Origin of the sequence: Cronbergia sp. UHCC 0137, from assembly GCF_034932285.1 — a bacterium.
Classification (GTDB): domain Bacteria; phylum Cyanobacteriota; class Cyanobacteriia; order Cyanobacteriales; family Nostocaceae; genus Cronbergia.
This window is the reverse complement of the sequence record NZ_JAYGHC010000014.1, coordinates 20,951-34,125: the sequence shown is the minus strand read 5'-3', so window position 1 is coordinate 34,125 and position 13,175 is coordinate 20,951. Positions and strand designations below refer to the sequence as shown.

Annotated in this window: 14 protein-coding genes and 2 pseudogenes; 2 read left to right on the top strand and 14 right to left on the bottom strand. The window is 35.5% G+C overall.

The features are described from left to right. Positions 1–5: 5 nt before the first annotated feature. Positions 6–2,069, bottom strand: a complete 2,064-nt coding sequence (locus VB711_RS08980) for a protein kinase domain-containing protein (protein ID WP_323285544.1) — start codon at positions 2,067–2,069, stop codon at positions 6–8. Between the two features lie 197 nt (positions 2,070–2,266). On the opposite strand from VB711_RS08980, the gene VB711_RS08975 reads away from it, so the two are divergent. After that, positions 2,267–2,563, top strand: coding sequence for a hypothetical protein (locus VB711_RS08975; protein WP_323285542.1), 297 nt, complete (start codon positions 2,267–2,269; stop codon positions 2,561–2,563). 33 nt (positions 2,564–2,596) lie between these two features. Here VB711_RS08975 and VB711_RS08970 read toward each other — a convergent pair whose 3' ends face one another. The 3 genes and pseudogenes from VB711_RS08970 to VB711_RS08960 all read right to left on the bottom strand — a co-directional run bounded on the left by VB711_RS08970 (position 2,597) and on the right by VB711_RS08960 (position 3,776). Next, complete coding sequence (locus tag VB711_RS08970) at positions 2,597–2,944, bottom strand: type II toxin-antitoxin system PemK/MazF family toxin (protein ID WP_323285541.1); 348 nt, start codon at positions 2,942–2,944, stop codon at positions 2,597–2,599. Next, a complete protein-coding gene (locus tag VB711_RS08965; RefSeq protein WP_323285539.1) occupies positions 2,935–3,150 on the bottom strand; it encodes a hypothetical protein in 216 nt (71 codons plus the stop codon). Before VB711_RS08965 ends, VB711_RS08970 begins: the two co-directional genes overlap by 10 nt. 42 nt (positions 3,151–3,192) lie before the next feature. Continuing rightward, positions 3,193–3,776, bottom strand: a pseudogene (locus VB711_RS08960) (Uma2 family endonuclease). Between the two features lie 347 nt (positions 3,777–4,123). On the opposite strand from VB711_RS08960, the gene VB711_RS08955 reads away from it, so the two are divergent. Next, a complete protein-coding gene (locus VB711_RS08955) occupies positions 4,124–4,345 on the top strand; it encodes a hypothetical protein (RefSeq protein WP_323285538.1) in 222 nt (73 codons plus the stop codon). Between the two features lie 152 nt (positions 4,346–4,497). Here the strand turns inward: VB711_RS08955 and VB711_RS08950 are convergent. The 10 genes and pseudogenes from VB711_RS08950 to VB711_RS08900 form a co-directional block, all read right to left on the bottom strand. After that, positions 4,498–4,593: pseudogene (locus VB711_RS08950) on the bottom strand (IS5/IS1182 family transposase); the annotation flags it as partial. A gap of 277 nt (positions 4,594–4,870) precedes the next feature. Beyond that, positions 4,871–5,110: a hypothetical protein gene (locus VB711_RS08940; RefSeq protein WP_323285536.1), complete on the bottom strand. Its 240-nt coding sequence runs from the start codon at positions 5,108–5,110 to the stop codon at positions 4,871–4,873. 101 nt (positions 5,111–5,211) lie between these two features. After that, complete coding sequence (locus VB711_RS08935; protein ID WP_323285535.1) at positions 5,212–6,168, bottom strand: RAMP superfamily CRISPR-associated protein; 957 nt, start codon at positions 6,166–6,168, stop codon at positions 5,212–5,214. Further along, positions 6,165–6,605 (bottom strand): hypothetical protein, encoded by a 441-nt coding sequence (locus VB711_RS08930; protein WP_323285533.1) that lies wholly within the window; start codon positions 6,603–6,605, stop codon positions 6,165–6,167. Before VB711_RS08930 ends, VB711_RS08935 begins: the two co-directional genes overlap by 4 nt. After that, positions 6,598–7,734 (bottom strand): type III-B CRISPR module RAMP protein Cmr4, encoded by a 1,137-nt coding sequence (gene cmr4 / locus VB711_RS08925; protein WP_323285532.1) that lies wholly within the window; start codon positions 7,732–7,734, stop codon positions 6,598–6,600. The genes VB711_RS08930 and cmr4 overlap by 8 nt, the downstream gene beginning before the upstream one ends. Positions 7,735–7,742: 8 nt before the next feature. Beyond that, entirely contained in the window at positions 7,743–10,619 is a 2,877-nt protein-coding gene (locus VB711_RS08920; protein WP_323285531.1) for a CRISPR-associated protein Csx11, read from the bottom strand. After that, complete coding sequence (locus VB711_RS08915) at positions 10,616–10,972, bottom strand: nucleotidyltransferase domain-containing protein (protein ID WP_323285529.1); 357 nt, start codon at positions 10,970–10,972, stop codon at positions 10,616–10,618. Before VB711_RS08915 ends, VB711_RS08920 begins: the two co-directional genes overlap by 4 nt. Positions 10,973–10,974: 2 nt before the next feature. Beyond that, positions 10,975–11,352, bottom strand: a complete 378-nt coding sequence (locus tag VB711_RS08910; RefSeq protein ID WP_323285528.1) for a nucleotidyltransferase family protein — start codon at positions 11,350–11,352, stop codon at positions 10,975–10,977. A 19-nt stretch (positions 11,353–11,371) separates the two neighbouring features. Further along, positions 11,372–12,415 carry an RAMP superfamily CRISPR-associated protein gene (locus VB711_RS08905; protein ID WP_323285527.1) on the bottom strand — a complete coding sequence of 348 codons (1,044 nt, stop codon included), beginning with the start codon at positions 12,413–12,415 and terminating at the stop codon, positions 11,372–11,374. Next, positions 12,415–13,173 carry a hypothetical protein gene (locus VB711_RS08900; RefSeq protein ID WP_323285526.1) on the bottom strand — a complete coding sequence of 253 codons (759 nt, stop codon included), beginning with the start codon at positions 13,171–13,173 and terminating at the stop codon, positions 12,415–12,417. Before VB711_RS08900 ends, VB711_RS08905 begins: the two co-directional genes overlap by 1 nt. Positions 13,174–13,175: the final 2 nt, after the last annotated feature.

The window sequence follows — 13,175 nt, the reverse complement described above, 5'->3', positions numbered from 1 at the left end:
CTAACTCACTGTTTTTCAATAATAACTTGACTAACCTCTGACCATCTTGACCACACTGAATCAGGAATTGTTAATATATATCGCTTTGGATAATCCTCTCCGTCTTCAAAAAGAACTTGAGTCCCAATAAGTACAGCATCCCTATCTTTAAATACAGCAGTAAATACTGGTTTTAAAAATTCAGCTTTGAAGCAAATTGTTCTAAAACAGTTAATTTTTTTATCAACTATCCACTCTACCTGTTTATTAGAATCATCATATCTAGCTCCTGATTTCAAAATATATTGTATTTCTCGATCGCTCTCAGTTTCTCTAGAATTAAAAACACTATAGTCCCATTTTGTATCTGATAAAGTTGGAGTAGGTTCAGAAGTAGGAGTTGGTGTTGGAGTGGGATCAGGTGTAGGAGTTGATGTAGGTGTTGGTTCAGGTGATGGTGTTGGCTTGTTCAAATCCCCAATTATAGCAACTACTTCTTTCTTTTTTGACTCATAACTGTTTTTCAGATTAGTAACTGAAATAAAAACATCAGAAGGGATATCATTTAAAATCGCCAGTGCCTTATCCCATTTCTCCTTAACCGCTTCATATTCACTAACCGTTCGCGCCTTTCCCATCTGTTCCTCTGCATCTTGAGTTTGTTGTTTGGCTTCGTTAATGGAGTCAATCGCTTGATTTTCTTTATCTAAACGACGTTGTATCTTGGTTAATTGACTTTGATAATCTGAAAGTTCCTTTTGGGCAGTATTGTATATCTTAGCAGATGTTGGTATAGTTTTTAATTGAGCGATCGCATCTTCTAACTGTTGTTGAGATGCTCGTAATTCTTCCACATTCTTGGCACTTTCAAACAACTTTTGAGCAGTAATAGTTATATCTTTTACTTGTTTGTATTTAGAACTAAATTCCTCATCACTAGCACAGTTATCCAGTGATTTACAAATAGTTGGAATATAAGCCGATTGAGTTCCTAAAAGAACTATTCCCAGCACGAAAACTCCTATGGAACTCCACATGATTATCCCAAGTGAGTTATTTGGCTGAGAAATACGCCGCTTTGGAATAATTGAATTTTGCTTTGATTTAACTTGAATAGGTGATGTTTGTAACGGTGACTTTTGTTGCTGAGATGGTATTTGAGAAGATTTTTGTGAAGCTTGATAAGTCGTTTTAGTTGTTAATTTTGAATTTTTTAAATCTTTTAAAACGTCTTCAGCAGATTGATAACGGTCTTGATAATATTTTTGTAATAATTTATCTAAAACTGTGTCCAAGTCTCGGTTAACAGGTTTTTGTAAGTGAACACGCCAAGTTTTCACCCATTCATAGCCATATTCTTGGTAAAGTTCCCCAGGATGAACTCCTGTTAGTAAATGAAAACAAGTCGCACCCAAACTATATAAATCACTGGCAGGATATACTTTCCCATCCCGCATTTGTTCTAAAGGTGCATAACCAAAAGTACCAATTAATGTTCCTGTTGTAACTGTTCCCTGGAGTTGTTTTGATGCCCCAAAATCAATTAATATTAATTTGCCATCACTACGACGACGCATAATATTTTCTGGTTTAATATCTCGATGAATTACGTCATACTCGTGAACTACATTCAAGGTTGTTAATAAATCTTGTAATAAGGCGCGGATTTTTGATTCTGAGAATATTCCCTGTTTTTCTAATTCTTCTAATAAATTTTCACCGTCAATGAATTGTTGTACTAAATACAGACGGCTATTTTCTTCAAAATAAGCTAACAGAGTGGGAATTTGTGAATGTTCACCGAGTTTTTCTAGTTGCTGTGCTTCTTGTAAAAATAATTCCTTGGCTTTTTGGAAGGCGTTTGTACCGGTAATCTGCGGTGCAAATTGTTTAATTACGCACTGGGTGTCAAGTTTGTCAATGTCTTCCGCTAAATAGGTTTTGCCAAATCCCCCACTACCTAATGATTTAATCGGACGATAGCGGTTTTTCAATGTGACTATAGGAACGTTGCAGTTAGGACATAATTGAGTTTGTTCGGGAACTGAGGGATTATTACATTCCGGGTTGAGACAACATATCTGATTCATGGTTGTGTAGTAGTAGATACGTTTATGATTAAATATCTACTAATATACACGAAATATACTTAAATCGACAATTGACTGATTTTTTCCCCAGTAAGCAAGTATGCTAGAATCAAACTAGTTTAGTTAACAGACAATTTTGATATTATATAAATTGTAGTTAAAACAAACCTGATATTACCACTGGAGGTAAATCATAAATGCTAAATAATCAGTCTATTACCGAACTGACTTTACAGGATTTAGAATCCTTGATTAATAGAATTGTTGATGAAAAAATTAATCAGATTAATCTTGATCAAGATCACAAAATAGAACAAACGGAGATTGTTCAAAACATACACATTTTGCCAGAAGATATTGAAAAATCTAATCCTTTTGTTCGGTTTGATGGTATTTTCAAAGACGACCCACTTTTTGATGAATTTGTAGAAGATATGGCTGCAAATCGCCGTGAATTAGATGCAAAAATAGCTGCTTACCAATCTTATTTATAAGTTATTATGTAACATAATAAATACTACCTAAAGTCAATTACTTAAAATCCAGTTTGCCAGATTTATTTTAATTCGCTCTAATCTTTCTGTGGAAACTTCACCAATTTTTCCCAATAATATCTTTTCAGATACAACTGCTAACCGTGAAACTCTAAAAACGCTTTCTGACTTTAAGCCTGTTTGTTTAAAATCCTGATCATTGGGTGTAATAATTTCATCAAGTCCAGTCAATTCTTGCCCTGTTTTAGTGGAAATCATACAAACCAGCCAATCATCATAACCGTTACTTAATCGCTTAATTAGAAGTGCTGGGCATAATTTTCCAATTGTTAGGTCTGTTTGCGGAAATTTGAATAAAACAATTTGACCAACTATTGCCATTTTTCTATGATATCCGCTTCTGTATATTCGGGAAGATGATCATTTTCTAAACCTCTCATAGCTTGTTCAAGAGAAAATTGATTCCATTCTTGATTTTCTGTATTATTTATATATGGTAACAAGATATGATAAAGCGTTAGTTTTTCTTGTTGTAATACTTCTTGAACTATCTCCTGAATCAAGGCTTTTAATTCTTGGGTTTCCATGATTTGACCTTTTATATCGTAAGTAATTATCCGAATTTAATATTATTCTTTGTCCTCAAAATTAACATCTTGATAAATGTCAACTAAACTAATTTCAAAATCCAGATGCTGTAACTTTACAATATCATCTTCAGATTTATACTCCCTAAAAATCCATTCTCCCTCATTGGTTTTGCTATAGTGCATTACTTGATATTGATTTTGTTCTACTAAAACATATTCTTTAAATTGGGGAATCGAACGATAAAAATTAAATTTATCACCTTGATCATAATTTTTCGTAGATTTAGATAAAACCTCAACAATTAACAAAGGATTAGTAATAGTAGTATTGTTTTTACCTGTATAAAGAGGCTTGTTATCAGTTACAATCACGTCAGGATAAGTATATTCTCGATATTCAGGAATCCATAAACGTACATCTCCAATAAAAACACGATTTTGTTTTTTCTAATAGCATATAATAAAGACGCTGCATAGTTCAGCGCAATTTGATTATGATTTGTACTTCCACCAGTCATAGGAATTATTTCTCCATCCCGATATTCGCTTTTATAAAGTGCTTTTTCTTCTAACTCTAAATATTCTTCAGGTGTATAAGTATGCTTACGAGTTTCTACTTGCATATTATTTTCCTTAATTTAGTTAATTGCCGATAATGAAGGATAAAGCCTAAAATTCCATCCTCCACCTTTTTCAATTATGCTTCATCTGCAATACCACCGATAATGGTAGTTGTGCCGGTTTTGGCAATTTCTGCTAGAGTATGTGCGATCGCTATATTATCCTTATTTAGTGATCTCATATTAGCAGATCAAGAATACCATCTCCATAATCTTGTGGGAATAGACGCTTATCCGCTACCAAACGTTTTATAAATTTTTCCTAATACTAATGTATGCTACAATAAAACTCAGTTTAGTTAAATTCTAGCTGAAAAGAAATTGACATTACTACTGGAGGTAGATCAAATATGCTAAACCAGTCTATTCCCGAAATGACTTTACAGGATTTAAAATCCTTAATTAATAGAATTGTTGATGAAAAAATTAATCAAATAAATCTCGCTAAACATAACAAAATAGAACAGTCGGAACTTGTTAAAAACATACATATTTTTCAGGAAAGCTTAAAGCAAAAATATGGTGAATTTTCTGATTTGACAGAATTATTGCGAGAAGATAGAGACAGATGATCACAGATAAAAATGAAGGTCATTCGATCATCTTATACGAAGTTGAATATTCAGTTCTCGCAGATATTGGTATATTTTTTAATTGAGCGATCGCATTTTGTGAGGTGTAGCTCCCCTTAGAGGGTGTTTGAAAAGTTTTGAGGGGTCAAAATTTATGCAAGTCGCCGTACCATGATCCGGATCATGGCAAGGTAAATAAACGTCTCCGATGTTTCCGGCAATAATTCATAATCTCTGACCAAACGCCGACACCCCTAACGCCTTCAGCGACGCTACGCGAACAACCAGCCAAAAGCGCGCTCTACCACCCAAGTTCAAAACTTCCCACATATCGACTTCACGCTTGCGACCACCGGGTTTGGATTCTGGAATCATCTCACTCAGAAATTCATATTGTTCACGGGTCAGATTGCTGGGGTATGCCTTACTCATGTTGCTCTCTCGGTGCTGTCTATTATCTATTCATAGCGTATACTGAGAGGGCTTTTTTACAAACTGACCGACTTTTCAAACACCCTCTTATAATTAGGTGTTGAAAATATCCAATGTTCTGTTAATATTTAAAAGTTTTTTTCCAATCTCTCTCAGGCTATTTAAACCTGTTATTAAGAACTTAATTACTGTTTCTATCATGTAAACTAAATAACTATGTCCTTTGGATCTTAACTCTTCTAGTTGTTGATTTTTTAATTTGGTTAAATGATGATTTTGTTTTTTTAATTTGTCAGATTCAGTTTTTTTCAAATTTTCTAATTCTTGTTCCAATTGCTTTTTTTGTTGCTGTGTTGATATACTAAACGGGGCTTAATCATTTGATTCTGTGGGTAAGGTTTTAGCAATGCTAAACCCCTACAAATCTGGAACTATTAAGCCTTTTCATTATAGGTCTTGGATTTCCAGATGCCAAATTCTTTAATTATGAAAGCTGATGATTGTCCTAGTTGACTACCAGGAATCCAGCAAGGATCACAAAACTTTTCTATGTGCTGTCCAGCGTAGGGGTTTTTTGATTCGTGCGATCGCCATTCTCTCCCTACCAATGGCTCAATTTCTCCTTGAATTGACAAATTTTCCGTATCCGTAGTTTCTGTATGAGCTAAAAGGTGACTATTTTCTAGAGTTTGAATTAGGATAGAGCCATTTTCAGATTTCCAATCGTAAATATCAAATAATTTGTTAGATTCTTCAGATTTCCAATCACAAATATTAAATAATTTGTTAGATTCTGTTTTTGTTGGGTCTGGGACATATTGTAAATCACCCCAACCATAGCCCCGTTCTCCACCTATTTGTAGCCGCTTACAGGCACATTTCCACTTCAGATCACACCCTTCTTTCTCAAATACATAACCGACTAAAAAAACCTGTTTTCCATGATCCAAGGTGCGCGGTGAAATGAACTCGACTTCGTGCAATAATCCTTCTTCTGCTGCTTGTTGAGGATATACTAAAGCTGTGCTGGCATAACTACTCAAAAATCGGCGACGAAATAAACTTTCATTTTCATTTATATTTTCTTTTATATTTCCCCAAGGCCACTTAATGTCATAAGTTCCTTTTTCTTTTTTTTCTATTGCTGGATAAAAGTAAGTAAACGCTAATTGTTTATTAACTTTATCTCCAAAAATCTTATACTGTTCTGAATCAATTGCAGGTTTATTTTCTTGTTGATAAAAATTACGGGTTAATCGCATTGTCAATGCACCCCAAAGAACTTTTCCAGTCACATAAGAACGAGTCCTTTGCAAATTACCCACTGTACCGCAGCCAATATGTAGGGGAGATTTGAGCTTAAACACAACTTTGTAGGCTTTCCAAGTCACGAAGTTTCCTCCTTGTCTTCTTGACGTGCTTTTGCACCGTAACGAGCATAAATCAACATTTGCTCTAAGATTTCTTTTGTTAGTAATAATCGTTCTAAAGTAATTTTTTCGTTACTGACAATGAATGAAAGTATATCTTCCGGCTGATAACTTTTTGGCTTATCCCAATCAATCTTTAAGTTATCCAATAATTCCAGCATATAGTTTACTAGAACTTCTCCAGTAGACTTTATATTTTTCTTTTTATCTTCTTTAGAAGGCTGCTCTTTAGCTAATAAATATAGAAAACAGGCATAAACTCCATCTTCTTGTAAAACACCTAGAGCCTTAGTAACTGTATTTTCTACAGCCTTTGAGTCCTTATGTTGAGAGTCTTTAATTACAGCCTGCGCGTGTTTAGCTGCAATCCAATCAAGATTATTTTCTGCATTATTCATAATTTTTCTCCTGATTAAAAAGGGTTTGTAACTCCACATTAATTGGATCGCCGATCATTGCCATGCGTCCAAAACCGCGTGTTCCCATCCCACCAACACCTAGCCATTCAATCATCCTAAAACCTGCTTTTACTACGCATAAAGGACAATTCCAAGTGCCTCCGGGTATATCTTCTTCACTATCAAATTTTTTATTTTTAGGAAAGGGATAATCGCGTTTTCTAGAATTACTATTTTGTTTTTCTTTGTCGTCATTATTTTTCTCTTTACCAGCACCATAATCATCTAGAACAACTTCTGCTGTGAGAAAGGTGGCGCGAGGAATGGCTTCGTAAGTGAATAATGCTCCTTCATTGGCTGCACCTGTTTCAGGGTCAATTGCTACTGATGTTCGTACTTCTAAATTGCTGTTTACTACTTGGGTAAAAAGAGCATCTTTGACAATAACAATTCTGTTAATGGCTTTATAGCGTTTATCTTCTTCCCATTTAGAATCTTCAGGAGAATTTATCGTCACGGTATCAACAATATTAACCATTAACCAGCCTAAATTTAGATTTTTTTCAGATTGACTATTCGATTTATTCCATATTACAACTTGGTTAATACACTCATTATTGTTCCAAGTTTCTAGTGACTTATCTATCTTAAATTCTGCATCATTTAAACGTTCCACGGTAGTCACCCAGACGGGACCAACCATCGAATGCACGGGAAACAGCAAAATATGGGCATCAAAAATATTGACTACACCAGAAAAAGCCTTACCTTGGTCATTATTTTTATCTTGAGATCCCTTGGGAATCGGCTTAGAAGTTGATGTACTTGAAGAATCATCACTTTTTTCATCCTTGGATTTCTGGACATAGCCAAAGGTGTAGCAAACTGGGTTTTGATCGGGGTTGTCAATTTTATCATGGCTTTGTCCTGCTGCGCCTGGAGTTCCATACAATTGGGCTGCATAAGATCGTGCTGCACCATGTAAACTTGTACCGGGGATTTTGGGAATTTTAGTACCTGGTTCGCGGACAATGCTGTTGTCTACTCTTCCTAAACGATAGCCTCCAGTGCCGATATGCACAGGATCAAGGGTCATAAATAGGTAACGTTGTCGTTTGTAGGTTGCCATTGGTGTTTTTATCGCTCCTTGAGGATTTCCATGTATAGGTCTGCTATGTCTGCTAGTTCACCGCGCACTCCTGCGTTAATCAGTTGTTGGCGTTGATCTTGAGGGATATCTGTCCATTTTTTGTATTTTTTAGTCCATGCTGCATTAGCCAGGGTATCAGATACGAATTGACGAAACACTGGATCATCTTTAGGTTTTTCTTGATCTTCCCCATACCACATTTCACGAGTGGCTTCAATGCTGTAAATCACCTGATGGCGTTGAGAAGTTTCGAGGTTTTTCAGTATTTCCCAAAGTGTTTGGATACCGTCTAAATCTTCGAGGTAGAAGGGTCGTGTTTTGCGGGGTCGGCGGCCGTTTTGGTCGTAGTGAATATCGAAGCGTCGGGCGCTGCTATCGAGATATTCAAAGTCAAAGGTGGAGGGGGTGAAATAAATTTTGTCGCCTTTTTCCTTTTCTAAATCTCCAGCGTGAACTAACCAGCAGGGTTCAGTTGTACCGGGTCGCTGACTTTTGATAGCACGTTGCCGCCCGTTGACTTCGCTATCATTACCATTAGTTTCTAGAAATACGTAAGGATACCAATTATCCGGTGTTGTTCCATCTCCCATTTTGTTAGGAACGTGCCAAGTAATTGTGTGATCATCTTGCGTCAATATTAGAGTAATTATTTCATCAAATTGCTTTGTACCATTTGCTAATTCTTTCTTGTCATTAGGTAATTGTCCTTTAGATATTGAATGCACCTCCCAAGTTTTTTGACTATCAGATTTGTAGCTCAACATTTGCCGTCCAGCATCTAAAGCAGACCGCAGAGGAGTACGACGATTAAAATAAACAACACCGAGATGCAAGGGTAGACGGTTGCGGATTTTTCCCATTTCTCGTTCATATTTTGTTTTTATCGCCTTAACTACATCAAGAGATTTTTCTGCTGGAACAAGAGCCATAAATGTACTTGGTTCAGTCAAGATAGGAATGGCCGTAGAGTAGGCAATATCTTGATGTTCAGTTTTGATAATTCGCAAATTTATTGGTAGGTTTTGATTTCCTTGATTAATTGCATCAGAATCACGTAATTTGATTGAGCGATCGCTATTAACAAATTGAGACTGAATATAATCTTCTACAAAAATTGCTGCGGTAGCTGGATCAGTAAAGATTACTTTTTCTGCTTGAAGTTGTCTAGCAACATAACCAAGATTATCAGTTGAAATTAAATATCCACCGGCTCCATCTGTTTGTAGTGGATACCAGGCTACACTTAATACAGTCTTCCCTAGATCCAATTCATAAACATGAAATCTTCCTAGATTGGGCATTTGATCTAGATGAATAATTAAACGCTTGCGACTATCAGATAGTGATTTTTTTAAGTCTTTTTGTACATCTTGCCAAAATTGACGAGTTGTTTCCCAAATCCGACGAATGCGACTAAAAGAGGGATTTTTAGTTGGATTAGTTGCACCAGGATCAAGAATGAGCGACTCCACTAATTGACCACTTAACCAGTCATCTAAATCAAACTGACCAGTAATCAACGCCAGTTTTGCATTTGTATCAGCAACTTCATCAATCCAAATTGTCTCTTCAGCTTGTTTAGTAGTAGCCCATTCTTTAGATCGATCAAGTCGTCGCCGTTCACAAATATCACAAACCTTACGAGAAAAAAGCTTGTCTGATCTACCCTGTGGCCTTAGTCCGCAAACCGTGCAAACACTAGCTACATTATCTTTTGTCCAAAATAGTTTGATTTCTTCAGATGATGGTGGTGAAGTAATAGGTTCTGTAAGAATTATATCAATGGGAGGAATTATATCTTGAGATGGTAACCCTGCTGCTTCTTTTGTCTGGTAATCAGGATCTTGTCCCCACCAAGAATTATTATCTGGTTTTATCATTGGTGTAAGTTCTCCACCCAGTCTTAAAGTTGTGTCATTGTTTAATGTCCCTTGTTTAAATTTTTGTAAAATTAATTCACTAAGATTTTTGCCACTGTTATTAGTGAAATTCATAAGATTCTGTAAATCAGCTACCACAAAAATACTTCTACCTTCATCTCGATAAACTTCATTTCCTAATGGATATTCTGTTTCTAGTAAATCACGTACCTTATCAAAAGAGTCTTTCAATAGTTTTTGTCTGCTTAATAAATCAGGAAGTCTTGCAACTTTTGTAATATACTCAAGTCCTTGAACTCGAACACTCAATAATTGCCAACGTAGATCCCTAGCGTGTGGAATATTCCCTGATAATAATGCACCAGCAATAGTGGCTTTATAAAGTGCGCCTACCAGTGTTCCCCAATCCCATAAACTAATCTCATTAATAGGCCGTCGTGTATCTGCACCAACTTGAATAAATAATTCACTAACATTTTCAATAAGATTTTTCCGATCACTAACAGAATAATTTGCAAGTGTTGGCCAAGGCAAATTCCAAAGCTGATTAGTTAAGTCATTAGGAATATCCTGTTCAAAACCAAACGGAGAACTGATTGTTACGCCCGGATAGTTTTGCTTACCGCTATCACCAGGTTCTTGTTTGTCAAAATGAGAGGTGTTGTGACAACGAGAAAGAAATTGCAGCAACAATGAGGCAGTCGAATCGTTCCATTTTTTATCCCACTTGTTTAGAAGAATGCTTAACGTCTCAGAAACGCTAAGTAAATTTAATGGTGTGGAAGACAATAGGTTAGGATATCCCAGCCTTTTAAGTTTTGTATCAAGTGCATCGCAACTTAGTCCTTGATCTCTATCAGTTTTATTTGCTGATTGCACCTTAAGTTGCTGATCTGAGCATTTCTGATAATCGTGCAACCAACCCACTGCTTCAGCTAATAAGATCGCATCACGATTACTTACCAATATATCCAGTTGGTTCACGTTTGACCTCCATTACATAACAAAATCTTACCTTTGCCTAAAATTTCATCCCGAACAAAAGCCCGCTCTTGACACAACTGCTCGAACTCATTTGGAGTATACACCAATACGTCTAACCCAACTTGCGGTTGAAGTAACTGTATTACTTCTTTAGCGCGATCTAAAAAACGTTTAGTTGTTTCTTTGATAATCACTAAATCAATATCCGACCATTCATTGGTTGTTCCAGTTGACATTGAACCGAATAATAGAATTGATTGCGGCTTGTAAAAATTCTCTAACAAACTTACATACCGATTAAGCTCCGATAATAGTAATTGTTGGCGATCGCTCACTGGATCAAATGCAATCATATTCACCTCTCTGATTTACCTAAATTTTGGATTATTTGTTGAGTGCGATCGCCATAAATAACTTTTGCAGATGAAAGAATATTTTGTTTGCGTAGCCAATTGTGACTCTGCTCAATATTAGACTTTTTGACTAAATCAACTTTTCGACCGAGCATTTTTTCTAATTCCTCTTCAGCATCCATTAAATCCAATAATCTCCAACGAGTATTAGGTTTAAGGGCATACAAAAAATCTACATCACTATCAGCATTGAAATCATCGCGTAAAATTGAGCCAAATACTGATAATTCAGCAATTTGCCAGCGTTGACAAAAAGATTGAATGGCATCAATTGGGAGAGCGATCGCTAATTTTATAACTGTTTCTGTCTGTGTTTTCATGATCATATCCGTGAACTATTTATATAAACTTTACACTCGCATTAGCAAAATAAACTGTGGGTAATGGAATTTTTTCATTTTCATAACGAGCTTTATCAGCTTCATATATCTTTTCACTATAAGTTTTATTTTCCTCCAATCTAGATTTTCTATACTCTTCTTTACTTGGGAAGTATTCGTTTTTAGATATCTCACCACTTCCAAAACCGCTACTGGTTTTTGCTCCAAAACCATAAACCGTCAGCATCTCTTTTACTCCCTTGACGACGAGTTCTAAATCTTCAATGACTTGCCTTTCTTCTACCTTCCCAAAAGGTACATATAAAATAACAAATTCACCTGTTGCACCAATTGGAACTGACTCAATCAAAATAGGATTTTTACCTGTGCCTTTTTTGCGATCGTGTGGATTAATTACTTCTAGCTGTTTCTGTTTGTCAATGTTATCAAAAAATGTTGGGTAAAAATAGAGTCGTCCTGATTTTAGCTTTTCATGATCTTCCTCCTCACGATCATTACCAAATAGCCGAATAATTTGCTCACTTTCTTCTTTATGTTCTAACTGCCATAATGCTGCTCTTAATGCCCCTTTCCAGCTTGTTGGAGCAACCATTGGGGTTTGAAATACTTTATCTTTTCGTACTGGATTATCAAGTAAATGGAAAGAGCGATCGTCTTTACTCAAATAGGGTTTTTTTAGCTTGAAAGGAACGCGCAGCATGAAACTTAATTGGGGTAAATTTTCCAGGTCTGAAATACTTGGAATGAATCCAAAATCTTCTGGAATTTTTTCAAAAATAAGATTCTTTTGCCAAGCATCGCGGATGTAATTTTTGCAATCAGATGATTGAATGTCATACCAAAAATAAGGTAAATGAGGTTCAACTTCTTGATCTTCTGCAAACTGTAATACTTGTTTTGCAACTTGATTCATTCTTTGTTCTGCATCTTGTCGTGTATTTCCTCTTGCACGCTTGAGATCAATGACAGATTGTTCAAAATTTTTTAGTAAATTAGCTTCGTCTAACTGCTCTTTACGATAAGCATAATAATCATATTTCATCACTCACCTCCTACAAATTCAAATGCTGCAATTAAAGCCCCAAATACTTCACGAATATCCTTCTCATCTGCATGAGCCATTATCTTCTCGATAACATTAGGAGGAGGTGTATGCAATTTCAAAACCGCTCCATAAAAACCAAGATAATCTTTTGCCTCAATTAAATCATCTATTCCATTTGCATTAGATTGCATTAAATCTGGGATTTCCTTAGTAACCTTATCAAAGATTTTGATAGATGGAATATGGATATTTATTTTGCTTTTGTTGATTTCTGCTAGTATACTATTCATTGTTGTGGGTATCAATGCAAGTTCCAGTACATAGTCATCAATCGCCGATTTAATAAAACCTTTTCTCCACTTTTTAGTTGCAATATGTATGGCAATATTCAATTTCAATTCTGGTATTGAAAGAGTATGTAAATTAGGATAAATAGAATTGTGTATGACGGCGGAATTAAAATCTATTTCCTTGCAACTTTCGATCTTTTTTAACCAACCTGTATTTCCATAAATACTTTTAAGTATATCAGCTTCAGTTTCATTATTATGTGAATCTAAATCATACATAAGTAAACAAGAAACTGATTCTTCTTCTTGCAATAATGGACTAACTATATTACTAGCTTTTTGGTTAACACCCTTCTTCCCATTTCCTCCTGCCAATGAGTACTTAAGTTTAATTCCAATGATCTTTTCTAGCTGATCACATACTTTTTTTTCTGAAATACCTTCCCCAACAACAAAAATTTCCATAC